Genomic DNA, 22,091 nt, shown 5'->3' on the forward strand with positions numbered 1-22,091 from the left:
ATATGAGCGCAAGCGATCCGATCAAACTATCCGAACCAATGCTTGCAAGCAGGGGGCCGTCCACATATGAGCACCGGCCTACGCAGGCCATAGCCTTAACTGCCACGACCGCTCAGGATGCTTCGGCCGGCGAAGGCCGGAAGCGGAGAAAACTGCGCCAGATGGCCGCCGGAGTAGAATTATCATGAAGGCCATTAGCTGTGGGCGAAGATATCCTCCTCATCCCAGCCCATCAGGTCGAGTTTCGCACGCGTCGGCAGGAAGCGGAAGCAGGCATCGGCCTCCCTGGTCCGGTTGTCGCGCGCCAGCCGCGCGCTCAGCACGTCGCGCAGCCGGTGCAAATAGAGCACGTCGGAGGCGGCATATTCGAGCTGCTCGGGCGACAGCGTCTCGGCGGCCCAATCGGACGATTGCTGCGCCTTCGACAGGCCGACGCCGAGAAGCTCGAAGCAGATGTCCTTCAGCCCGTGCCGGTCGGTGTAGGTGCGCGTCAGCCGCGACGCGATCTTGGTGCAGAACACCGGCTCCGGCATGACGCCGAAGGCGTTGTAGAGCACGGCGAGGTCGAAGCGGCCGTAATGGAAGAGCTTGGTGATGCTGCGGTTCTTGAGCAGGCTGACGAGGTTCGGCGCCTTCTTCTGGCCGGGCGCGATCTGGATGACGTCGGCCGAGCCGTCGCCCGGCGAGATCTGCACGACGCAGAGCCTGTCGCGATGCGGGTTCAGCCCCAGCGTCTCGGTATCGATGGCGACCGCCCCGACATCGTAATGCAGCAGGCCGGGCAGATCGTTCTTGTGGAAACGTATGTCGCTCATCGTCTTCTCCGGTCGCGGCCCCGTGCAGCGCTGCGCGACGGACCTTGCCCGTCCTTGCCGCGATCCGGCGAAAAATCAACAAAAACTTGAGTCTGGCGCAATTTCAGCGTGTCAGGGCCTCGAGAATGCGCGCCCAGGAGCGCTGGCCCTTGTGGAAGGAGCTCATCTCGTACTTCTCGTTCGGCGAGTGGATGCGGTCGTCGTCGAGGCCGAAACCGACCAGCAGCGATTCCATGCCGAGATACGTCTGGAAATCGCCGACCACCGGGATCGAGCCGCCGCTGCCGGTCACCACCGCCGGCTTCGGCCATTCGTCGGACAGCGCCTGCTTGGCCTTGGCGAGGAAGGGCGAGTCGTAGGAAAGCTGGATTGCCGGCGAGCCGCCATGCGGGTGGAATTCGACCGAGCAGTCGGCCGGAACGCGCTGCCTGACGAATGCATGGAAGGCGGCGCGGATTTTTTCCGGATCCTGTTTGTGAACGAGGCGGAAGGAGACTTTCGTCGAGGCTTGTGCTGCGATCACCGTCTTGAAGCCCTTGCCGGTATAGCCGCCGATAATGCCGTTGAACTCGGCCGTCGGCCGCGCCCAGGTCAGTTCGAGCACCGAGCGGCCCTTTTCGCCGGACGGGATCGACAGGCCGATCGGGCCGAGGAAGGTCTCGGCGGTCTCGCCGAGCGACAGCCACGACTGCAATATCTGCGACGGGGTTTCCTCGACGCCGTCATAGAAACCCGGAATGGTGACGTGGCTATCCGCGTCGTGGATGTCGGCCAGGATTTTTGCCAGGATGCGGATCGGATTGGCGGCCGCACCGCCATAGAGCCCGGAATGCAGGTCGCGGTCGGCGGCCGTCACCGTGATCTCCTCGCCGACCAGCCCGCGCAGCGACACGCAGATCGACGGCGTATCGCGGTCCCACATGCCGGTGTCGCAGACCAGCGCGAAATCGGCCTTGAGCTCGTCAGCATTCGCTTCGAGAAACGGCTTCAGCGACGGCGATCCGGACTCCTCCTCGCCCTCGAACAGGATCGTGATGCGGCACGGCAATCCGCCATGCACCTGCTTCCATGCGCGGCAGGCCTCGACGAACGTCATCAGCTGACCCTTGTCGTCGGCCGCGCCGCGACCGGTGATCACCTTATGGCCGGGCTCGATCTCCTTGACCGCCGGCGCGAACGGGTCGCTTTCCCACAATTCGATCGGATCGACCGGCTGGACGTCGTAATGGCCGTAAAACAACAGATGCGGCGCGCCCGCCGGCCCATCGTGATGCGCGACCACCATCGGATGCCCCGGCGTGTCGCGCACGCTGGCGTCGAAGCCGATCAGCTTGAGCTCGGCGACCAGCCATTCGGCGGCCTTGCGGCAGTCGGCGGCGTAGTCCGGATCGGTCGAGATCGACTTGATGGCGAGCAGGCCGAACAGGCGTTCCAGGCTCTGGTCGAAGTTCTTGTCGAGGCGGTCGAGAACAGGGGAAACTGCGGACATCTGGGGGCCTTTCGATTCTGGCGGCGAATCTAGAGCCCATGCGGCGAAACGGAAAGCCCGCGACCGTTGGGCCACAGCTTCCTGTCGAAAGGCAAAAAAATGCCGCCGTGGTGGAGGGGAACCACGGCGGCCTTACTCGAAACGATGCGGCAGCCCGGAGAGGGGGGATAGGCTGCCGCAAGTGTCCGGGATAGGCGGGGGACGGGCCTTGCTCCGGACTTCGGCGAAAACTGCCGATGGCGTTTATCTGTGTCTGCGAACGTGGCGATTCAAGGGCACAAAAATTACACTTTTGTAACATAGGCGTGAGCGAACAAAGCTCCGAGCAAGCCGCAATGGGCGGCCAGGCTCGCACGCCATTTGTCAGGGTGTTGCCGGAACGCTTGGCGCAAGCCGCCTTTGGCATGGACCGCGGCGCTGCGCCGCGCTATCCCTCGTGCCATGAAAAAAGGCGATCATCTCTTCCTTGTCGACGGTTCCGGCTACATCTTCCGTGCCTATCACGCGCTCCCGCCACTGTCGCGCAAGTCCGACGGGCTGCCGACCAGTGCCGTGCTCGGCTTCTGCAACATGGTCTGGAAGCTGACGCAGGACGCCCGCAACACCGATGTCGGCATCGTGCCGACGCATTTCGCCGTGATTTTCGATTATTCGTCGAAGACCTTCCGCAACGACCTCTACCCCGAATACAAGGCCAACCGCTCGGCGCCGCCGGAAGATTTGATCCCGCAATTCGGCCTGATCCGCCAGGCGACCAGAGCCTTCAACCTGCCGTGCCTTGAGACGGAAGGCTACGAAGCCGACGATTTGATCGCCACCTATTGCCGGCTTGCCTGCGAAGCCGGCGCCGACACCACCATCATCTCTTCCGACAAGGATCTGATGCAACTGGTCGGCCCAACGGTTGCCATGTACGACCCGATGAAGGACCGCCAGATCGGCGTTCCCGAGGTGATCGAGAAATGGGGCGTGCCGCCGCAGAAAATGATCGACCTGCAGGCGCTGACCGGCGATTCGGTCGACAATGTGCCGGGCGTGCCCGGCATCGGGCCGAAGACGGCGGCGCAATTGCTCGAACAGTTCGGCGACCTCGACACGCTGCTCGCCCGCGCCGGCGAGATCAAGCAGGACAAGCGGCGCGAATCGATCATCGCCAACGCCGACAAGGCGCGCATCTCACGTGACCTGGTGACGCTGAAGAACGACGTGCCGGTGACCGAGGGGCTCGACGAGTTCGTATTGCACGCGCCGGACGGCCCTAGGCTGATCGGCTTTCTCAAGACCATGGAATTTTCGACGCTGACCCGCCGCGTCGCCGAAGCGACCGGAACCGACGCGGGCGACGTTCCAGCCACCCCCGTCACGATAGAGCGTGCCGATACCGCGCATGGCCCCGATATGGGTTTTGGCGTGCCAGCTGCCGCCGAGAGCGCACCGCCGTCGGACGAAGCGGCACTCGAAGCCCCGGCCGCAGCCAAGCAAGGCGACACCCCATCGCTGCTTTCGGCGCTTCGCCTGGAGGCTGCCACCGCCCGCAAGATCGACACCAGCGCCTACACCTGCATCCGCGACGCCGCGACGCTGAAGGCCTGGATCGCCGAGGCGATGGAGAGAGGCATCGTCGCCTTCGACGTTAAGGCCTCCTCGCCCGATCCGATGCGGGCCGAACTGATCGGCCTTGCCATGGCCGTCGCGCCCGGCCATGCCGCCTATGTGCCGCTTGCCCATAAGAACGGCAATGGCGACCTGCTCGGCGGCGGCGCGGTCGAAAACCAGATCCCGATCCGCGACGCACTGGCGTTGCTCAAGCCGCTGCTCGAGGACAAATCCGTCCTCAAGATCGTGCACGATATGAAATACCGCCTTGTCGTCATGAGCCGTCACGGTATCGAGATCGGACCCTATGACGACACCATGCTGATCTCCTACGTGCTCGAGGCCGGCACCCATGGTGGCCATGGCCTGGAGGCGCTGGCCGATAAATGGCTCGGCCACGCGACGATTCCGCTGAAGGAACTGGCCGGTTCGGGAAGAAGCTTCGTCGGCCTCGATCAGGCCGACCTCGGCAAGGCGACCGCTTACGGCGCCGAGCACGCCGACGTCGCGCTCAGGCTCTGGCAGGTGCTGAAGCCACGGCTTGCCGCCAAGGGCCTGGTCTCGGTCTATGAACGGCTGGAACGGCCGCTGGTGCCGGTACTGGCGCGGATGGAACAGCGCGGCATCTCGGTCGACCGGCAGATCCTGTCGCGGCTCTCCGGCGAACTGGCACAGGGTGCCGCACGGCTCGAGGACGAGATCTACCAGCTGGTCGGCGAACGCATCAACATCGGCTCGCCAAAACAGCTCGGCGACATCCTGTTCGGCAGGATGGGCCTGCCCGGCGGTTCTAAAACCAAGACCGGCCAGTGGTCGACCTCGGCGCAGCTTCTCGAAGACCTCGCCGCCGAAGGCCACGAATTGCCGCGCAAGATCGTCGACTGGCGCCAGCTGACCAAGCTGAAATCGACCTATACCGATGCGCTGCCCGGCTTCATCCATCCCGACACCAAACGCGTCCACACCTCCTACGCGCTTGCCGCAACGACGACCGGCCGGCTGTCGTCGTCGGACCCCAATCTGCAGAACATTCCGGTGCGCACCGTCGAGGGCCGAAAGATCAGGACGGCCTTCATCGCCGACAAGGGCAACAAGCTGGTATCCGCCGACTACAGCCAGATCGAATTGCGCGTGCTGGCCCACGTCGCCGAAATCCCGCAGCTCAAGCAGGCCTTCGCCGACGGTGCCGACATCCACGCCATCACCGCGTCTGAAATGTTCAACGTGCCGGTCGAGGGCATGCCTTCGGAAGTGCGCCGCCGTGCCAAGGCGATCAATTTCGGCATCATCTACGGCATTTCGGCCTTTGGCCTCGCCAACCAGCTGTCGATTGCGCGCGAGGAAGCCGGCGACTACATCAAGAAATATTTCGAGCGCTTCCCCGGCATCCGCGACTATATCGACGCGACCAAGGCCTATGCCCGCGAGCATGGCTTCGTCGAGACCATTTTCGGCCGCCGCATCCACTATCCCGAGATACGCTCGTCAAACCCCTCGGTCCGGGCGTTCAACGAGCGCGCCTCGATCAACGCACGCCTGCAGGGCACCGCCGCCGACATCATCCGCCGCGCCATGATCCGCATGGACGAGGCGCTGGAAAAGGCCAGGCTTTCCGCCCGCATGCTGCTGCAGGTGCATGACGAACTGGTTTTCGAGACCGTCGAAGCCGAGGTCGAGGCGACGATCCCGGTCGTCTGCCACGTCATGGAGAACGCCGCCATGCCGGCGGTATCGATGTCGGTGCCGCTGCACGTCGACGCCCGCGCCGCCAACAACTGGGAAGAAGCGCATTAGGCGGGGACGCTGAGCCATATTTCGGTTCAAGGTTCACGAGCAGCAGCGGTATGCTATAATGCCCGCATGATCACCAAGGCACTTGAGAATCTGGTAAGGCACGCGGAAGCTTGGCCTCGCGAAGACCAGGAGGAGCTTGCCGACTATGCCCGCGTCATCGAGGCGCGGCAGACCGGCGTGTATGCGACGTCGGAATCAGAGCGCAGCGCGGTCACAGCGGGGCTAGCAGAGGCCGATCGCGGCACTTTCGTAGATGAGGATACCGTTCGCGCGTCCGACACTCGCCGCGGGCTATGAAGGTCCCGATTTACGAGAATGGTTCATGCATGAATTGGGAACAGATAGCATCGGATTTCGCTTGGGACGGCTCATGGCGAGACATCTACATTCTGAACACGTCTGAGGCAGATTGGCAGGGCGTCTGGAACATCCTCCTCGAATGGACCCCGCCTCCTGATTTCAGTGTCTCCGGCAAGATCGAGTCGATGCCATTGGGCGTCGAAGCGGCCCTGGAAAGCGAAACAGGCAGCTTACTGTCTTTTTACGTCGGGCCAATTCAGCTTGCATGTCACTTCTTCAGCGCTGACGAAATTGAGTTCGACTTCGATCCAAGGCAAGTCACTGGAAAAACCGAGGTTGAGCACCTTGACCGCTTTATGCGATTGCTCGGTGACGCTACTGGGAAGCAGATAATTCTCACGCAGGAAAATGATCAAGAGGCTATCATCGCGCGCTACTCTCCCGATCTTGAGAGGGTAGTTTGGACTGCACTTTCATAGCCGAATGTCTGCAACGGGTCGTTTGTCGACTGGCGGCTTCCGCCTCATGGAGGCTATCGCCAAAGCATAGGAACCATCGTGAGCCCACCCGCGAGGCGTGAATACTGCCTCGCCACCTTCGAAGTGTTGCCTTCGGGCTTGCTAAGCCGCCTCGGCCAAACACTTTGCACATGTCCCACGAAACTCGATCACCGCCTTCTTGGCGGCGAAGCCGGTCGAACGCACCCATTCGTCGAGCCGGTGTCCGACATCGTGGTCGGAGAACTCGGTCACCTGGCCGCAGGTGTCGCAGATGGCAAACGCCGTCATCGAATGGCTGTGGTCGTGCGGCTCGGCGCAGGCGACGAAGGAATTGAGGCTTTCGAGCCTGTGCACGAAGCCGGACTTCACCAGCGTGTCGAGCGCCCGGTAGACCTGCAACGGAGCGCGAAAACCGCGCTCGCGCAGTTGGTCGAGCAACGTATAGGCGCTGAGCGGCCCGCTGGCGGCCTCGAGCTTCTCGAGAACGCAAAGCTGGTTCTTCGTCAGTACATCCCTTGCCGCCATGATCCCGTTCCAAGCCGCTCCATGCCAATCACTGCCAGTTCGCATGCAATCGGACCTCTTCCATTGAGATAGCGACGAACTGCCATTTTTGCTACTGTTTCTATTCGCAGCCGGTGGTCGGCTGGCCGGCGGCGCCATATTCAAAATACTGACAAAATCCTCGGCCAGGCTGGCCGTGCTTGGAAATTCGATCGGGCTTGGGGAAGCAATCATGATCAAAGTGACGCGGCGGACGCTGCTTGCCGGCACGTCCGCGCTGGCCGCTGCCGGCCTGGTGCCGTTTCGGGCATTCGCAGCGGCGCGCACCTACCATGCGCTGCTTGTTGCCTGCACCGATTACCCGAACCTGCCGAAGAAAAACTGGCTGATCGGACCGAAGAACGATGCCGGCCTGGTGCGCGATTACCTCCTGAAGAACACGCCCGCGCCGGTGAAGTTTTCAGCCGAAAACGTCACGCTGCTCGCCAAGGATGTCGAAGGCGCCAACGGACCGCCGACACATGCGGCGATCAAGGCGGCGTTGGCCGACCTTGCCGCCAAGGTCCAGCGCGACGATTTCGTCTACCTGCATCTGTCCGGTCATGGCGCGCAACAGCCGGCGGCGAACAAGGGCGACGAGACCGACGGCCTCGACGAGATTTTCTTGCCGTCCGACATCGACAAATGGGTGAACCGCGAACAGGGCGTGCCCAATGCGCTGGTCGACAACGAGTTCGGCACCGCGCTCGACGCCATTCGCGACAAGGGCGCCTTTATCTGGGCCGTGTTCGACTGCTGCCATTCCGGCACGGCGACGCGCGCCGCCGAGGTCGACGACGAGCTGGAACGCAAGGTCGAGTTCGCCGATCTGGTCGGGGGCGACGACGCTGCCAGGGCGGCTGCGGTGAAAGCCTATGACGGGATTGCGTCGGCCGCGCCGCGCGGCTTTGACGAGGACGGGCAGCGCAAGCCGGCTTTCAAGCTGACGCCGACCGGCGCCGAGCCGACCACCAAGGGTAAATTGGTCGCCTTCTACGCGGCGCAGACGGTCGAGACGACGCCCGAGATGCCGCTGCCCAAGGGCACGGCGGATGCGCCGCGTTTCGGGCTGTTCACCTTCACCATCCTGTCGAAACTGGCCGAGAACCCCAACATCACTTACCGCCAGCTCGGCCAGGCGGTGCTGCAGCAATATTCGGCGGACGGCCGCACCCGGCCAACGCCGCTGTTCGAGGGAGAACTCGACGCACGCGTCTTCGGCACCGACAAGACCGACGCGGTCATGCAATGGCCGATCATCATCGAGAGCGACAAAGCCACGATCGGCGCCGGACTGCTGCATCGCCTCACTCCAGGCAGCAGGCTCGCAATATTGCCGTCGGCGCTGTCGCCGCTGTCCGAGGCGCTTGGCTATCTCCAGGTGCAGTCGGCGAAGAACCTGGAAAGCCGCGTCCAGCCGGTCGAGTTCGGCGGTAAACCGGCGCTCAAGCTGGCCGACATCCCCGCCAATGCCTATGCCCGGCTCGCCGAACTCGCCGTCGACTACAAGCTCGTGGTCGCGCGGCCGGCGGCGGCCAAAGGCTTGGAGAAGGAGGCCGCGCTGGCGAACTCGGTTCTCGACGAACTGGCGGCCAGGCAGAACTCAGGATTCCACATCGCGCTGGTCGAGCCGGGCAAGAGCGCAGATCTGCGTCTCGCAGTGCTGCGCGAGAACGCCATTGCCGGCGCCACGGAAGATGCCACCGACGCGCCGGCCCTGTGGTTCCTGCCGGCTTCGGGCGACATGACTCTCAAGGACGGCAGCAAGCCGCCGATGATCGTCATTCATCCGGATGGCCGCGAAAAGTTGATCGACGCCGCGGCAGGGACTCTGACGAAAATCTTCCGCGCCATCGGCCTGTCGAGGCTGGCCGCTGCTTCCGATTATCGGCCGGAAGAAGTCAGTGTCGAGTTCCGGATCAAGCGTTTTGACAGTGACACGCTGCAGCCGATCGAACCGTCGACGGTGCCGCGTGTTTCGCCCGACGATCAGGTGCACGTGCTGGCCACGAACAGCTCGACCAACCTGGTCGACATCAACGTGCTCTATGTCGGCTCCGACTATTCCATCCAGCATTTTCTTGCCGAGCGCCTGACCGAAGGCGCCGTGCTCGAGGAAGGCCTGTTCAAATTCACCGATACCAGCTTCGGCATGGAGCGGATGATCGCCGTCTTGACCGAAGCGCCGCCGCAGAGCGAGAAGCAGGACCTGGGCTTCCTGGCGCAAGAGGGGGTTGTCTCGGTAACGCGCGGACTGGGACAGCCAAGTTTCTCCGATATGCTGGCCGATATCGGCATGGCGCCGGCGACGCGGTCGGCCATGCGGCTTACCGACGACAAGGGGTCGAAGGGCGCCGTGATGATCTTCCCGATGGAGACGGTGCCGCGCGCCTGAGGCGGGGTCGGCGCCCGGCCGGGCCTCTTGCCTGATCGGCTGATAATGAACATTCTTCGACCGCCGCTGTCGGCGGCCGAACGGAACGGATGAGGGCGTTCGTGAACGGGATCGTATTTTCGTGGCGCGCAACAATCGCCGGCCTTGCCGCCGGGCTGTTGCTGGCCGGCAATGCCTCGGCCGACGAGGCCTGCGGCCTCTGCGCCAAGGAGGTCGTCATCAACTCCGAACTGGCGAGTTGCTTTCTCGACCAGTACGACCAGATCGCCAAAACCGGCAACACCGCCGTCGTCGTCGATCTCAGCAGCTGTACCTCACGCGGCGTGGTCGAAGCGTTGCCGTCGCCAGGCAAGGCGCAGGTGGCGCCTGACGTGCAGTTCATCGTTTCGCGCACGCAGCTGGATTGCCTGAAGAAGAAGCTGGAGACGCCGGGCATCGTGCTCGACCCGTCCGCCACCATAGAACTGGACAGCTGCGGATGACGAAAGCAGGGGGCAGCGCAACGCAGCAGGCAGTGTCAGCGCCGACATTGGAAAAGAAGCCGGTGTCCCTGCCGGAAACTGTCGAAGGCCTGCCGTGGGTGAGCAATCACGAGGTCAAGAAGGAGGCGAACCCGTTCACCGATCGCGACTGGCGCATGCTCGTCTATGCCTGGTCCGGATTGCTGGTACGCCTGGCGATCATTTTCACCTTGATCTTTTCGGTCTACCAGTTCCTGGCAAACCAGGAGCAGAAGCGCGTCGAACAGACGATGTCGCTGGTCGAGCTCTGGGAAAGCAAGGATTACCAGCAGGCACAACGGGCCCTCAAGCAACGCCTGGCGGCGCTCAACGCCAAATACGGCAATCTGCTCAGTGCCAATCCGACGCCAACCGAGGAACAGGTGTTCAGACAGCGCATCGGCATCGAAGCGATGAGCGCTACTGGCGGCGACATGCCGCTTGCCGAGTTCAGCGATAATTTCGACCGCATCGTCTATTTTCTCAACCGCCTTTCCTTCTGCGTCGAAGGCAGGCTGTGCTCGCGCGAGGTCGCCGACTCCTATTTCCGCGACTACGCCGCTTCGTTCTGGAGCTATTTTGCCGGCTATATCGACAAGGAGCGCAAGGCCGGCTCGCCGACCTTCGCCCTGCCGATCGAGAACTATGTGCGCCAGGCGCCAGCCTCGGCCCAGTCCAGATAGTCCCCCAAAATGCGAAAGCCGGCGAGGGAAATGCTCCGCCGCCGGCTAATTCTCCGCGATGATCGCGGCGGGAACTCTGCAGGCCTATTTGTACAGGCTGTTGATCCACTGGACGTTGATGGCGTTCAGGCGCACGGCGGTATTGGCATCCGGGCTCTCGGCCACGTTCACGCCGGTGATGACGCGCTGCTTGGAGCCATTGTCATAGGCATAGACCGAGCTGCCGCTCGATCCTGGAAAAGTGTCGCAGTCGTACTGGAAATACTCGGTGGCGATGTTTTCGGCATGCACTTCGCAGGTCGCCTTCCACATCGTGCCCATCGGCTTGTCGCCGGGATAGCCGATGATGTTGGCGGTGAAATCGCCGAGATCCACGTAATTGGCATAGCCCAACCAGCCGAGATTGGTGCCGACATCCTGTTTCAGGGTGACGATACCGAGATCCCACGGCACGACCGAGCCGTAAAAGCCCTGGTAATTGTCGATGAAACCCTGGATGACATAGGCGCTTTCATAGGTGAAGGCGCCGAACGGTGCGTCGTCGGCGGTTTTGCCATTGAGGGCCGGCACGAACAGGATATCGTCGAGCCAGGCCTTGTCTTCGTGGCTGTAGAGGCAGTGCGCCGCGGTGAGCACCGTGCGCGGGCCGATCAGTGTCGCCGAGCAGCTGCCATAACTGCCGCTCTTCGATTTGCCTTCGAGATAGCCGATCGCGGTGAACGGGTAGGTCTTGGTATTCTTGATCTGCTCGCGGTCGTCCGTGCCGAACACCTGGCGGCCGGCCTCTTCGCCTCCGTTCAGCCCGGAATTATCGGACTTCTGCCCGTCGGCGGGCGCGTTCATTTCCTTGATGACAAGGTCCTTCAGCGTCTCGTTCGGGTCGATCTTGATGTCCTTGCCATCGGCGGAGCGGCCGACGATGCCATAGGATTTGACGGCCGTTGCTTCGTCGGTGAGCGGCGCGGCGCGGTTGGCCTCGTCGTTGGTCAGTTTCGGCGGGGCGATCGGTTTCGCCCGGCCGGGCTTGTAATCGCCCGACGTTACGTCCCGCATGCTTTCGCCGTTGCCGGCATTGGCGGAACCTGGATCGGCAGCCAAGGCAGGAACCGCCCACATTGCGGTGGAAAGCAACGCGGACGCAATAATGCTATATGTCAGTTTTGTCATGGTGAGACTCTCCCAAAAGTCAGCAAGGACTGGATCAAGATACAGAAATATTGTCGAGATCGTGGTGGCGCAGAAAAATGAAATTGGTTACCGGTGCCTTTACCGGGCCATTATTCAGTGCAGCCAGTTTAGGTCCCCGCCAAAAATACCTGCAACGGTATACTGCCTAAAATAATCCAACATTGGCAACGACAAATTGCTTCCACATAGCCCGTGGGGGGCTATAGGATTTTGGGCGGGTTTGGCTCGACAGCACGACTGGCAGAAATGGTGCTCGGCTTTGTGACGGATCGTGCTTCGCCGTGGAGCAGGATCTCACCGGCCGGTTCCATTTCAGTGGATCATGCGTCGGCGACTGACCTGTCGGAACATCGTCTCAGGGGGTTCGAGGTGAAGATCATCCATAGGTTCAGACCGATTGCCGCCGCGCTGCTCGGCATCGCGGCGGCCGTGCCGGCCGTCAATTCCGTTCATGCTACGGACGCGGCCGCCCGGCCGGAGGCGGCGATCTCGCCGATGAAACGCGTGGCCGAGGCGAGGGCCAAGGCCAGGGCGGAGGACCCCGACGGCGCCGATCGCGTCTACGGCGGCAAAGAGGCCGAGAAGGGCGCTTACCCGTTCCAGGTGGCATTGCTGACCACCGGCAAACTGGACAAAAGCCCGGCCTCGCAGGCGAATGCGCAGTTCTGCGGCGGCAGCCTGATCGCGCCGCAATGGGTGCTGACGGCGGCGCACTGCCTCAATGACGACGGCGAGCCGATTTCGCCTGATGTGGTCACCGTGCTCACCGGCGCCACCGATCTCAGCGAGGGCAAGCGCTACAAGGCGGTGGAGATCATCGTCAACGAGGGCTATAGCGAGCAGACGCTGGACAACGATCTCGGCCTGATCCGGCTGGCCGAGCCGGCCGATGACCCGACCATCAAAATTGCCCGTGAGCCGACCCCCGACGCCGGCAAGACGACGGTCACCGGCTGGGGCAAGATGCAGGACGGAACATTTCCCACCGCGCTGATGGTCGCCGACCTGGACCTCCAGCCGAACGCAACCTGCAACAGCGGCATCAAGGCGATTTATGCGCATGATTTGAAAGCAGCGCTCGGCGAGCTCGCCCGCCGCATGCGTTATTCGGAACGGGGCATCGAGGCGGCCGCCAACGCGATTGCTGCTGACATGGCCGATCCGTTGACCGGCAACATGATCTGCGCCGGCACGGCCAGCGGCGAGCGCGACGCCTGCAATGGCGACAGCGGCGGACCGCTGTTCATGACCGGCGCCGATGGTCCGGTGCAGGTCGGCGTCGTCAGCTGGGGCGAAGGTCCGGCCGACGGCGGCACCGCCTGCGGCCACAAGAACGCCTACGGCATCTACACGCGGCTGGCCAATTACACCGGCTGGATCGAGGAAAAGATGAAAACGGCAGCGCCCGTACCCGCAGCATCCAAAGCCCTCGGCACGGCCCAGAAGCCGGCCACGCCTTAGCAAGTTTAAGGTATCGTCGTTCCCCAATTCGGAAATCGTTGCATTGACAAAGTTTGCCAAACTATCATTTATCGAGTGAGGCCCTGAGATAGAGGAAACGACATGGCAACGATGAACGTAAGCCTTCCGGGCGATATGATCGAATTCGTGGAGCATGAAGTCTCTCAAGGCGGATACGGTTCCTCGAGCGAAGTGGTCAGAGAAGCGCTGCGCTTGCTGCGGCACGAAAAGGCCCAGCAGGCGGAGAAACTCGCCATCCTTCGGCGCGAAATCACTATTGGGGTGGAAGCCGCCAACGCAGGACGCGTCTCGAAGAAAAGCGTCAGTGACATTCTCGATGAGGTGATGCTCGAATCGCCCAGGAGATGAGATACGAGCTTACCGAACCCGCGGAGCGCGATGTCAGGGACATCTTGCGAAATACGATGCAGATGTTCGGTCCCCGACAAGTCCAGGCCTACGCCCGCATCATCGAGCTTGGTATCCAGCTAGTCGCGGAAGATCCGGATCGACCAGGTTCCGTCGAGCGCGCCGAACTCGCTGCGGGCGTTCGACTGCTGCACCTCGAGATCGCTGCGGGAAGGCGCGGAGGTGCCGCACATTGCCTTTATTACATGAAGCATCGGCTTACGGACGATACGATCGGCGTCATTGTCGTTCGAGTGCTTCATGAGCGTATGGAACCACGGCACAGGGTGATCAGAGCTCTCAAGAAGAGCCAAGACAGGTAGCCCGGAGGCACCCGACCGCGACGAGCCATCCAGTGGTCCGGGTTCCCGATCATCTATAGTGGTCAGGCCAGACGAGCCAGTTGCCAATAACCGAGGACGGTCGGTCCCATCAGATGATCTTCCACCTTCTGGACTGGAGTAATCCCGCCGTCTTGGTCAAAAACTTTGTCGGCAAACGCAGCGCGTTTTAGATCGGGACTAGAACCAGCGATCGCGGCGCTGGTCTGTGGCGGCCAAGGTGAGGCCCAGAAGCGCCCCTACTGCCGCTCCGAATATGAACGCGGACGATATTGTGCCGGGATTCTCCTGGACCACCCCGGACACCGTCTGCGCCCTGTTGCGGAGGGCTTGTGCAGTCCGGGAGGCGCGCTCAGCAGCGTTGTCATACCAGCCGCCGGCGTCTTCGATCGCCTCTTCCGCGCGTTCGGCTAAGGTCCGATTGATCTTGCTGATCTCGCGCCTCAGCTGCGCGACCTGCTTCTCCAGGGCTTCCTGAGCTTCACGTTGAGTCATCTTGGGTGCTGCGGATTCGTTTGGTTCGTCGGCCATGGCAATCTCCTTTGCTCAGGTGAGGATCAACGGCGTGCCCGCTGTGCAGGTTCCTCGGCAAAACGACTCTGTCCGGTGTTTGTTCGTTGGAAGCGCGGCTTTGCCTGCAAAATCGGCTTGAACATAGGATCGTTCCGGCGCTCCCCGCGTTGGTGAAAACGCCACAAGGGAGGAACCGTCATGGACTACGATCGGCATGAAAAGATTCGGCAACGAGCCTATGAAATCTGGATGCGCGAGGGCCGTCCGGATGGCGCGCACGAGCGTCATTGGCAGCAGGCGAAGCAAGAGCTTGGCTACGATGAGACGACCGGCCAGGCTGATGATGACGCGGCCAGGCACGGTCCGGCTGGAACGATCGCCAGTTCCGACGTTCTGACGGTCGAGGCACTGGCGATGCGCACCGGGATAACCGGTGATCAGGCGCAAGAGCTGATCGACAGGCTTGGCAACGACAGGGCGACGCTCGAGGAAGCCGCGCGGAACCTCAAGGCAGCCGAAAGTTAGAGCGTGTTTGAGAAGGGATTTCCAGCGTAGCTCCGGCGTACTTCATCGCACGCTCTTAGCGGCGCTCGACACCCCTTGCCGCCAGCATGTCATCAACGGCTGCCGACATCAGAAATGCCGACAGCTGGTTGGCCGCTTCTGCGTCCGTCGAATCGGCGCTGATGCCAATGGCGAAGTCGACGTAACTTTGGAGTTCTGCAGGAAACCGACCGATAAGCACGACCTCGGGAGCGGCCGCGAGAATCGAAGTCACGGGAACGACCCCCAACTCGGCTTCCCCACGGCCCACGGCCGGCGCTGTCTGCCCTCCCGGTATAGCCACCAGCTTGTGCTTCACCTCATCCGCTATCCCCAAGCGTTCCAGCAAACCGGAGAAGTAGCCACCGCTGGTTCCTTCGCTGGCGTAGGCGATCGATTTGGCGCTCTTCAATGCCTGTTCGAATGCTTCCACGGACCCGATGTCGAGCGGTCGATTGCCTGCCTTGGCCGCCACCCCCATTGCTATCCGGCCAAACGCCACCTGGCTCCCCGCCTTGACCTTTCCCGAGGCAGTCAGATCCTGAACCAGGTCCGGATTGGCGATGACGAGGTCAAAAGCTTCCCCAGCTTCAATCTGCTTCTTTACTGTCGGATTGAGCTCCCACCTGACCGCAACAGTGAATCCCGTGGCGGTTTCGAACTGGGGTACGAGAGCTAGGATGGCGGGGCGGACCGCAATAGCGCCAAAAAGCCGGATTTCCTGATTCATCGCCTAACCCCGAATCGGACGAAACGACCTTCTTGCAATACCCATCCAGCTGCCCGGCCATTCCATGCTCAGCATCGCGGAAGCCGTCGCTGTTTGGCGACCGGATGCCGGAGTCGCCTACTTCCGTGGCGGCCCCTTGCGTTCGGCCGATGCCGCCCAGAGGTTGATGTCCGACTCGCGGGCAAAGGTGTCGATCTCGGCGAGCTCGGCATCGCTGAAGTCGAGCGCCTCAAGCGCGCCGACGCAATCCACGACCTGTTCCGGCCGGCTGGCGCCGATCAGCGCTGACGTCACCCTGCCCCGGCGCAACACCCAGGCCAGCGCCATCTGCGCCAGCGTCTGACCGCGGCGACGGGCGATGACGTTCAGCGCCTCGATATTGGCGATCGATTTGTCATTGATGAATGCCGGGCGAAGCGACTTGCCCTGGCTGGCGCGGCTGCCATCGGGGATGCCGCCGAGATATTTGTCGGTCAGCATGCCTTGCGCCAGCGGCGAGAACACGATCGAGCCGACGCCAAGCCCCTCCAGCGTATCGAGCAGACCATCATCCTCGACCCAGCGGTTGAGCATCGAATAGCTCGGCTGATGGATCACGCAAGGCGTGCCGAGCTGCTTCAAAATATCGGCGGCTTCGCGGGTACGCTGCGAATTATAGGAGGAAATGCCGGCATAGAGCGCCTTGCCCGAGCGCACCGCGTGATCGAGCGCGCCCATCGTCTCTTCCAGCGGGGTGTCGGGGTCGAAGCGGTGCGAATAGAAGATGTCGACATAGTCGAGCCCCATCCGCTTCAGGCTCTGGTCGAGGCTGGCCAGGACATATTTGCGGCCGCCCCATTCGCCGTAAGGTCCTGCCCACATTTCGTAGCCGGCCTTGGTCGAGATGATGAGCTCGTCGCGATAGCCGGCAAAGTCCGTCCGCAGGATCTCGCCGAAAGCCCGCTCCGCCGAGCCGGGCGGCGGGCCGTAATTGTTGGCGAGGTCGAAATGCGTGATGCCGAGATCGAACGCCTTGCGCGTGATCGCCTGCTTGGTTCTATGCGGCGTGTCGTCGCCGAAATTGTGCCACAGCCCGAGCGAGATCGCCGGCAGCTTCAGGCCGGACCGCCCGCAGCGATTGTAGACCATCTTTTCGTAGCGGTTTTCGGCGGGAACATAGGGCATGGGAAATCCTCAAATCGAAACGAGCCCGACGGCTGCCGCCGCGACAGTGGGGCAGTCGAGCCTGCCACCCTTAGCCTCTCCCCGCGCAAACGGGGAGAGGCTTTTTGCGGTGCTTGGGAGGTGCGCCGCCTACTTGGTTTTCTTCTTCGCCAGCAGCTCCTTCGCCGCCTTGACGCCGAGTGCCGCGGGCCGCTCGCAGCTGGTCTGCATGGCGACGAACTTTCCCGTCTCGCCCGAGCGCAACAGGCCGGTCATGACGTCGACGGCATGCAGCGCCAGTTCCATCGAGCAGCGGTGCGGCCGGCCTTCCCTGATCGCGATCGCCATGTCGGCCAAACCGGCGGTGCGGTAGTTGGCCATCATGCCATGCGAATGCATCTCGTTGGGCACGCCGAACGGATGCCGCCATTTCGGCAGCTTCTTTACCGGCTTGGCGGCTTCGGTGTAGCGCACCTCGCCACCGAAGAAGTTCGGATCCGGCACGAACACCGTGCCTGCCTCGCCATAGAGCTCCATCGGCGCGTGGCCGTGGCTCCAGACATCCCAGCTGGTGTTGAGCGTCACCACGGCGCCGTTCTCGAATTCCAGCACGCCATGGATCGTCGTTGGCGTGGAGACCGGGATCTTTTCGCCGGCGCGCGGCTTCGAGCTGATGATGCGTTCCGTCATCGGGATCGAAGCAAAAGCCGCGACCTGCTTTACCGGCCCGATCAACTGGATCAGGTTGGTGATGTAATAGGGTCCGATATCGAGCACCGGCCCGGCGCCCGGCTGGAAGAAGAAGTCCGGATTGGGGTGCCAGTGCTCCATGCCATGGCTCATCACATGACAGGTGCCGCTGGTGATCCTGCCGAGCCTGCCGGTGTCGATCAGGTCGCGGACAAGCTGGTGCGCGCCGCCGAGGAAGGTGTCGGGGGCAGAGCCGATGCGCAGCCCCTTGTTTTCCGCCCGTTTCTTCAGGTCGAGCCCTTCCTTGACCGACAGCACGAAGGGCTTCTCCGAATAGACGTGCTTGCCGGCGTCGAGGATCTGCTTCGACACCTCATAATGCACCGCCGGAATGGTCAGGTTGACGATGATGTCGATATCGTCGGCCTTGAGCAGCCCCTCGACGGTCTCCGCGCGCAGCTTGAACTCTTTTGCCCGCGCTTTCGCCGCTTCCATGTTGATGTCGGCGCAGGCGCGCATCTCGATGCCGCGAAACAGCGGCGCCAGTGAGAAATACGCCTTCGAGATGTTGCCGCAGCCGATGACGCCGATCCCAAGTTTTGTTGCCATGCTAGTGTGCTCCTAATAGGTCTTGGCGGCTGCGATCGAGCGGCGGGCGAAGCGCTCGATGTCGTTGGGATTGTCCTGTTCCATGACGTAGTATTTTGCGGCGCTTTTGGCGCGCAGCGCCTTGATCAGGCCGGGCCAGTCGATAGTGCCGTGGCCGACGTCCGACCAGCCGTCCTCGTCGAGGCCCTCGCCCGGCTTGGCCAAGTCCTTGACATGGACGGCGACGATGCGCTTGCCGTGCTTCTCGATCCAGGGCAGCGGATCGACGCCGCCGCGCACCACCCAGGCGACGTCCATCTCCCAGCCGATATCGGGCGCGGAAGACAGGATATGATCCTGCGGCACCGAGCCGTCGGCAAGCGCCTTGAACTCGAAATCATGGTTGTGCCAGGCAAAACCATAGCCGGCTTTCTTGGCCGTCTCGCCGACCTTGGCCAGGCGTTCGCCGAAGCCGCGCCAGCCGGCCGCGTCGGCCGGCCTGAACTCGGCGTTCAGGAAGGGGCAGATGAGCAGCGTGATGCCGAGCGCGTCGGCCGTCCTGCGCACGCCGTCGAAATCCTTCTCGAGCGCGTCGATCGAGAAATGCCCGGTCGGCATGGCAAGGCCGTTCTTGTCGAGCTCGGCACGGAACGCCTTGGGATCGTCATAGACGCCGCCGAACCCTTCGACTTGGCTGTAACCAAGCTCGCCCAGCATTTTGAGCACGCCCTCCCAGGGCTGGAAATTGCGGGCGCTGTAAAGTTGGAATGACCAGTTCATCGTCTCTGTCCGTTTTCTTGTGGATGGTTAGTTTTGGGGGGATGAGTAAGTCTTGGGGGATGAGTCTTGGGGGGAATGGAAGAGTCTTGGGAGGCTAAATCATGCTCTAGAGGCGGTTACCTGTGGCGGCGTCGAAAATCGAGGCGCGCATCGGGTCGAAGCCGATGCCAACGGCCTCGGCGTTGTTTGGCGTGCGCTCGGCTGTCACCCGCACCGTGAAATTCTGGCCGCCGAGCTTCAGCCAGACCAGCGTGTCGGAACCCATGGGCTCGACGACCTCGACACTTGCCGTGGCTGCGAACGGCCATCCCGTGCCGCTGTTGAACGCCACGTGCTCGGGGCGGATTCCGAACACGGCCGGCCCCGGCACCGGGTCCTTTTCGAAAGTATAGGTAGCAAGCGGTATCCGCACATCCTCGGCGACAAAGTGCCAGTCGCCTGCCGCCTGCTCCAGCCTGCCGTCGAGGAAGTTCATTGCCGGCGAGCCGAGGAAGCCGGCGACAAACCGGTTGACCGGCCGGTTATAGATTGTCTGCGGCGCATCGAGCTGCTGGATGACGCCGCCCTTCATCACCGCGATGCGGTCGGCCAGCGTCATCGCCTCGATCTGGTCGTGGGTGACGTAGATCATGGTGTTCTCGAGCTTGCGATGCAGCAGCTTGATTTCGACGCGCAATTCCGCGCGCAGCTTGGCGTCGAGGTTGGAGAGCGGTTCGTCGAACAGAAAGACATCGACGTCGCGGACAAGTGCGCGCCCGATCGCCACGCGCTGGCGCTGGCCGCCGGACAGAGCCGCCGGCTTGCGGTGCAAGAGCGGTTCGATCTGCAGGATCTCGGCGGCCCGGGCGATGCGCTTGGCGATCTCGTCCTTGGCGAGGCCGGCAACGCGCAGCCCAAACGACAGGTTCTTCTCCACCGTCATCTGCGGATAGAGCGCATAGGATTGGAACACCATGCCGATGCCGCGATCCTTGGGCTCTTCCCAGGTGACGTTCTTGCCCTTGATGAAGATGCGGCCTTCGGAAACGTCGAGCAGCCCGGCAATGCAGTTGAGCAGGGTCGACTTGCCGCAGCCGGACGGGCCGAGCAGCACGATGAACTCGCCTTCCGCGACATCGAGGTTGAGCGTCTGCAGCACCGATATCGCACCGAAATTCAGCGACAGGTTCTGGATCGAGACGCTGGTGCCGTTTGCCCCCTTGCTGCCGTTTACCGCAATGCTGCCGTTTGCGTTCATCGCCATCACCCTTTCACCGCGCCGGCGGCGATGCCGCGCACAAACAATTTTCCGGACAGGAAATAGACGATCAGCGGCACCAGGCCGGTCAGGATGGTGGCTGCCATGTTGACGTTGTATTCCTTCACGCCTTGCACCGAGTTGACGATGTTGTTGAGCTGCACCGTCATCGGATAGGTGTCGGGGCGGGTGTAGACGACGCCGAACAGGAAGTCGTTCCAGATGCCGGTCACCTGCAGGATGATGGCGACGACGAAGATCGGCAGCGACATCGGCAGCATGATGCGGAAATAAATGCCCCAGAAGCCGGCGCCATCGACACGCGCTGCCCGGAACAGCTCCTCCGGCATGGAGGTAAAATAGTTGCGGAACAACAGTGTGAGGATCGGCATGCCGAAGATGGAATGGACGATCACCAGGCCGCTGAGGCTGCCGTAAAGGCCGACCTCGCGCAGGATGATGACGATCGGATAGATCATCACCTGATAGGGGATGAAGGCGCCGACGATCAGGATGATAAAGAAAGTGTCGGCGCCTTTGAAGCGCCAGTTGGCAAGCGCATAGCCGTTCACCGAGGCGAGCGCGATCGACAGGATCACCGACGGGATGGTGATGCGCACCGAATTCCAGAAGCCACGCGACAGCCCGTCGCAGTTGAGCCCGGTGCAGGCGCTCGACCAGGCCTTGACCCACGGCTCGAAGGTGATTTCCATCGGCGGCGAGAAGATGTTGCCGAGGCGTATCTCGGGCATGCCTTTGAGCGATGTCACCACCATCACGTAGAGCGGCAAAAGATAGTAGAGCGCCACCACGATCAGTGTGCCGTAGAGGAAGATGTTACGGCGCGAGAATGTGTGGCGCGGCTTCGGTCCGCTCGGCCCGTAGGCTTCGAGGCCGCCGGCGCCGGCAATGGCAGGCGATGAAACGGCTTGGTCAGACACGCTTCTTGCCTCCGAACTCGAGATAGGCCCACGGCACGATGACGATGATCACCGACAGCAGCATCATCGTCGAGGCGGCGAACCCCTGGCCGAGGTTCTGGGCGAAGAACATGTAATCATAGACATATTTGGCCGGAACTTCGGAGGCGATGCCGGGCCCGCCGCTGGTCTGGGCGACGACAAGGTCGTAGACGCGAACGATGTTGGAGGCGACGATGACGAGCGTGGTGATGAAGACGGGCCGCATCATCGGTATGATGATGAACAGATAGGTCTTCCACGTCGGTATCCCGTCGACCCGCGCGGCCTTCCAGATATCCTCGTCGATGCCGCGCAGGCCGGCAAGCATCAGGCACATGATGAGCCCGGTGCCTTGCCAGAGAGCGGCGATCAATATGCCGTAGATGACGATGCTGGAATCGTAGAGCGGATTGAAGCTGAAGCTCGTCCAGCCGAGGCTGCGCACCACTGCCTGGACACCGAATTCGGGGTTGAGCAGCCACTGCCAGACGAGACCGGTGACGATGAAGGACAGGGCGAAGGGATAGAGGAAAATGGTCCGGAACGTGTCCTCGAACCGGATCTTCTGGTCGAGCAGGGCAGCAAGCAGGAAACCGATTACCAGCGAGAACACCAACGACAGCACGCCGTAGATCAGCAGGTTCTCGATCGAGATCAGCCAGCGCGGCGTCGCCCACAGCCGGTAATACTGGTCGATCCCGACGAAGTGCAGCCGCGGCAGCAGCTTGGAATTGGTGAAGGAATACAGCACCGTCCAGACGGTGCCGCCGACAAAGATCACCAGCGCGGTGAAGATCATTGGGATCGAGGCGATTTTCGCATTGAGGTTGCGAAAGAGTTGGCTGGGGCGTTCGCTCTTGCTCATCTGCACAGCCGCGCTGGATCGGGTAAG

General features: G+C 62.3%; 22 protein-coding genes. 10 read left to right on the forward strand and 12 right to left on the reverse strand.

From position 1 onward, the window contains the following. Positions 1-194: 194 nt before the first annotated feature. Both AC0L2X_RS26795 and AC0L2X_RS26800 read right to left on the reverse strand, forming a co-directional pair. Positions 195-815, reverse strand: a complete 621-nt coding sequence (locus tag AC0L2X_RS26795) for a ribonuclease D (RefSeq protein WP_023675237.1) — start codon at positions 813-815, stop codon at positions 195-197. A gap of 103 nt (positions 816-918) precedes the next feature. Further along, positions 919-2,304 carry a M20/M25/M40 family metallo-hydrolase gene (locus tag AC0L2X_RS26800; RefSeq protein ID WP_473600645.1) on the reverse strand — a complete coding sequence of 462 codons (1,386 nt, stop codon included), beginning with the start codon at positions 2,302-2,304 and terminating at the stop codon, positions 919-921. A gap of 441 nt (positions 2,305-2,745) precedes the next feature. On the opposite strand from AC0L2X_RS26800, the gene polA reads away from it, so the two are divergent. The 3 genes from polA to AC0L2X_RS26815 all read left to right on the forward strand — a co-directional run bounded on the left by polA (position 2,746) and on the right by AC0L2X_RS26815 (position 6,473). Then, entirely contained in the window at positions 2,746-5,694 is a 2,949-nt protein-coding gene (gene polA, locus AC0L2X_RS26805; RefSeq protein ID WP_473600646.1) for a DNA polymerase I, read from the forward strand. Positions 5,695-5,760: 66 nt separating this feature from the next. Continuing rightward, on the forward strand, positions 5,761-5,991 hold the full coding sequence (locus tag AC0L2X_RS26810; protein ID WP_473600647.1) for a hypothetical protein: 231 nt from the start codon (positions 5,761-5,763) through the stop codon (positions 5,989-5,991). A gap of 29 nt (positions 5,992-6,020) precedes the next feature. Next, complete coding sequence (locus AC0L2X_RS26815; protein ID WP_473600648.1) at positions 6,021-6,473, forward strand: hypothetical protein; 453 nt, start codon at positions 6,021-6,023, stop codon at positions 6,471-6,473. A 141-nt stretch (positions 6,474-6,614) separates the two neighbouring features. On the opposite strand, the gene AC0L2X_RS26820 is transcribed toward AC0L2X_RS26815, so the two are convergent. Further along, positions 6,615-7,019, reverse strand: coding sequence for a Fur family transcriptional regulator (locus AC0L2X_RS26820; protein WP_023675234.1), 405 nt, complete (start codon positions 7,017-7,019; stop codon positions 6,615-6,617). A gap of 211 nt (positions 7,020-7,230) precedes the next feature. Here AC0L2X_RS26820 and AC0L2X_RS26825 point away from each other — a divergent pair, with 211 nt between their 5' ends. The 3 genes from AC0L2X_RS26825 (at position 7,231) to AC0L2X_RS26835 (ending at position 10,615) form a co-directional block, all read left to right on the forward strand. Further along, entirely contained in the window at positions 7,231-9,432 is a 2,202-nt protein-coding gene (locus AC0L2X_RS26825; RefSeq protein ID WP_473600649.1) for a caspase family protein, read from the forward strand. Positions 9,433-9,533: 101 nt separating this feature from the next. Further along, positions 9,534-9,914, forward strand: a complete 381-nt coding sequence (locus tag AC0L2X_RS26830; RefSeq protein ID WP_473560445.1) for a hypothetical protein — start codon at positions 9,534-9,536, stop codon at positions 9,912-9,914. Continuing rightward, complete coding sequence (locus AC0L2X_RS26835) at positions 9,911-10,615, forward strand: DUF4760 domain-containing protein (RefSeq protein ID WP_473560447.1); 705 nt, start codon at positions 9,911-9,913, stop codon at positions 10,613-10,615. Before AC0L2X_RS26830 ends, AC0L2X_RS26835 begins: the two co-directional genes overlap by 4 nt. An 84-nt stretch (positions 10,616-10,699) precedes the next feature. On the opposite strand, the gene AC0L2X_RS26840 is transcribed toward AC0L2X_RS26835, so the two are convergent. After that, positions 10,700-11,782 (reverse strand): trypsin-like serine peptidase, encoded by a 1,083-nt coding sequence (locus AC0L2X_RS26840; RefSeq protein WP_473600650.1) that lies wholly within the window; start codon positions 11,780-11,782, stop codon positions 10,700-10,702. Between the two features lie 390 nt (positions 11,783-12,172). Between AC0L2X_RS26840 and AC0L2X_RS26845 the strand changes: the two genes are divergently transcribed. The 3 genes from AC0L2X_RS26845 to AC0L2X_RS26855 all read left to right on the forward strand — a co-directional run bounded on the left by AC0L2X_RS26845 (position 12,173) and on the right by AC0L2X_RS26855 (position 13,995). Beyond that, positions 12,173-13,264: a S1 family serine peptidase gene (locus AC0L2X_RS26845; RefSeq protein ID WP_473600651.1), complete on the forward strand. Its 1,092-nt coding sequence runs from the start codon at positions 12,173-12,175 to the stop codon at positions 13,262-13,264. 102 nt (positions 13,265-13,366) lie between these two features. Continuing rightward, on the forward strand, positions 13,367-13,633 hold the full coding sequence (locus tag AC0L2X_RS26850) for a type II toxin-antitoxin system ParD family antitoxin (RefSeq protein ID WP_473560452.1): 267 nt from the start codon (positions 13,367-13,369) through the stop codon (positions 13,631-13,633). Between the two features lie 62 nt (positions 13,634-13,695). Then, positions 13,696-13,995: a hypothetical protein gene (locus tag AC0L2X_RS26855; protein ID WP_473600679.1), complete on the forward strand. Its 300-nt coding sequence runs from the start codon at positions 13,696-13,698 to the stop codon at positions 13,993-13,995. Between the two features lie 198 nt (positions 13,996-14,193). Here the strand turns inward: AC0L2X_RS26855 and AC0L2X_RS26860 are convergent, their stop codons facing one another. Beyond that, complete coding sequence (locus AC0L2X_RS26860; protein ID WP_473600652.1) at positions 14,194-14,544, reverse strand: hypothetical protein; 351 nt, start codon at positions 14,542-14,544, stop codon at positions 14,194-14,196. A 180-nt stretch (positions 14,545-14,724) separates the two neighbouring features. Between AC0L2X_RS26860 and AC0L2X_RS26865 the strand changes: the two genes are divergently transcribed. Next, the gene (locus AC0L2X_RS26865) at positions 14,725-15,051 is read left to right on the forward strand and encodes a DUF2934 domain-containing protein (RefSeq protein ID WP_473600653.1); all 327 of its coding nucleotides are present in this window, start codon (positions 14,725-14,727) and stop codon (positions 15,049-15,051) included. 55 nt (positions 15,052-15,106) lie between these two features. Here AC0L2X_RS26865 and AC0L2X_RS26870 read toward each other — a convergent pair whose 3' ends face one another. From AC0L2X_RS26870 to AC0L2X_RS26900, 7 genes are all read right to left on the reverse strand, one after another. Beyond that, a complete protein-coding gene (locus AC0L2X_RS26870) occupies positions 15,107-15,799 on the reverse strand; it encodes a molybdate ABC transporter substrate-binding protein (RefSeq protein ID WP_473600654.1) in 693 nt (230 codons plus the stop codon). 117 nt (positions 15,800-15,916) lie between these two features. Continuing rightward, complete coding sequence (gene mgrA, locus AC0L2X_RS26875; RefSeq protein ID WP_473600655.1) at positions 15,917-16,963, reverse strand: L-glyceraldehyde 3-phosphate reductase; 1,047 nt, start codon at positions 16,961-16,963, stop codon at positions 15,917-15,919. A 129-nt stretch (positions 16,964-17,092) separates the two neighbouring features. Further along, on the reverse strand, positions 17,093-18,241 hold the full coding sequence (locus tag AC0L2X_RS26880) for a Gfo/Idh/MocA family protein (protein WP_473600656.1): 1,149 nt from the start codon (positions 18,239-18,241) through the stop codon (positions 17,093-17,095). A 12-nt stretch (positions 18,242-18,253) separates the two neighbouring features. Beyond that, complete coding sequence (locus AC0L2X_RS26885; protein ID WP_292664725.1) at positions 18,254-19,000, reverse strand: sugar phosphate isomerase/epimerase family protein; 747 nt, start codon at positions 18,998-19,000, stop codon at positions 18,254-18,256. Between the two features lie 106 nt (positions 19,001-19,106). Beyond that, positions 19,107-20,243: an ABC transporter ATP-binding protein gene (locus AC0L2X_RS26890; protein WP_473600657.1), complete on the reverse strand. Its 1,137-nt coding sequence runs from the start codon at positions 20,241-20,243 to the stop codon at positions 19,107-19,109. Then, complete coding sequence (locus AC0L2X_RS26895) at positions 20,243-21,178, reverse strand: carbohydrate ABC transporter permease (protein ID WP_254816777.1); 936 nt, start codon at positions 21,176-21,178, stop codon at positions 20,243-20,245. The genes AC0L2X_RS26890 and AC0L2X_RS26895 overlap by 1 nt, the downstream gene beginning before the upstream one ends. Then, positions 21,171-22,064, reverse strand: coding sequence for a carbohydrate ABC transporter permease (locus AC0L2X_RS26900; protein WP_352495504.1), 894 nt, complete (start codon positions 22,062-22,064; stop codon positions 21,171-21,173). The genes AC0L2X_RS26895 and AC0L2X_RS26900 overlap by 8 nt, the downstream gene beginning before the upstream one ends. Between the last annotated feature and the right edge of the window lie 27 nt (positions 22,065-22,091).

The organism is Mesorhizobium sp. WSM4828 (assembly GCF_055811175.1).

Excerpts from the sequence above, each read along its gene's own strand:
- AC0L2X_RS26885 (WP_292664725.1), bottom strand. The coding sequence starts at position 19,000 with ATGAACTGGTCATTCCAACTTTACAGCGCCCGCAATTTCCAGCCCTGG.
- AC0L2X_RS26865 (WP_473600653.1), top strand. The coding sequence starts at position 14,725 with ATGGACTACGATCGGCATGAAAAGATTCGGCAACGAGCCTATGAAATC.
- AC0L2X_RS26890 (WP_473600657.1), bottom strand. The coding sequence starts at position 20,243 with ATGGCGATGAACGCAAACGGCAGCATTGCGGTAAACGGCAGCAAGGGG.
- polA (WP_473600646.1), top strand. The coding sequence starts at position 2,746 with ATGAAAAAAGGCGATCATCTCTTCCTTGTCGACGGTTCCGGCTACATC.
- AC0L2X_RS26800 (WP_473600645.1), bottom strand. The coding sequence starts at position 2,304 with ATGTCCGCAGTTTCCCCTGTTCTCGACCGCCTCGACAAGAACTTCGAC.
- AC0L2X_RS26850 (WP_473560452.1), top strand. The coding sequence starts at position 13,367 with ATGGCAACGATGAACGTAAGCCTTCCGGGCGATATGATCGAATTCGTG.
- AC0L2X_RS26840 (WP_473600650.1), bottom strand. The coding sequence starts at position 11,782 with ATGACAAAACTGACATATAGCATTATTGCGTCCGCGTTGCTTTCCACC.
- AC0L2X_RS26860 (WP_473600652.1), bottom strand. The coding sequence starts at position 14,544 with ATGGCCGACGAACCAAACGAATCCGCAGCACCCAAGATGACTCAACGT.
- AC0L2X_RS26855 (WP_473600679.1), top strand. The coding sequence starts at position 13,696 with ATGTTCGGTCCCCGACAAGTCCAGGCCTACGCCCGCATCATCGAGCTT.
- AC0L2X_RS26880 (WP_473600656.1), bottom strand. The coding sequence starts at position 18,241 with ATGGCAACAAAACTTGGGATCGGCGTCATCGGCTGCGGCAACATCTCG.
- AC0L2X_RS26835 (WP_473560447.1), top strand. The coding sequence starts at position 9,911 with ATGACGAAAGCAGGGGGCAGCGCAACGCAGCAGGCAGTGTCAGCGCCG.
- AC0L2X_RS26810 (WP_473600647.1), top strand. The coding sequence starts at position 5,761 with ATGATCACCAAGGCACTTGAGAATCTGGTAAGGCACGCGGAAGCTTGG.
- AC0L2X_RS26820 (WP_023675234.1), bottom strand. The coding sequence starts at position 7,019 with ATGGCGGCAAGGGATGTACTGACGAAGAACCAGCTTTGCGTTCTCGAG.
- AC0L2X_RS26815 (WP_473600648.1), top strand. The coding sequence starts at position 6,021 with ATGAATTGGGAACAGATAGCATCGGATTTCGCTTGGGACGGCTCATGG.
- AC0L2X_RS26900 (WP_352495504.1), bottom strand. The coding sequence starts at position 22,064 with ATGAGCAAGAGCGAACGCCCCAGCCAACTCTTTCGCAACCTCAATGCG.
- AC0L2X_RS26825 (WP_473600649.1), top strand. The coding sequence starts at position 7,231 with ATGATCAAAGTGACGCGGCGGACGCTGCTTGCCGGCACGTCCGCGCTG.
- AC0L2X_RS26795 (WP_023675237.1), bottom strand. The coding sequence starts at position 815 with ATGAGCGACATACGTTTCCACAAGAACGATCTGCCCGGCCTGCTGCAT.
- mgrA (WP_473600655.1), bottom strand. The coding sequence starts at position 16,963 with ATGCCCTATGTTCCCGCCGAAAACCGCTACGAAAAGATGGTCTACAAT.
- AC0L2X_RS26870 (WP_473600654.1), bottom strand. The coding sequence starts at position 15,799 with ATGAATCAGGAAATCCGGCTTTTTGGCGCTATTGCGGTCCGCCCCGCC.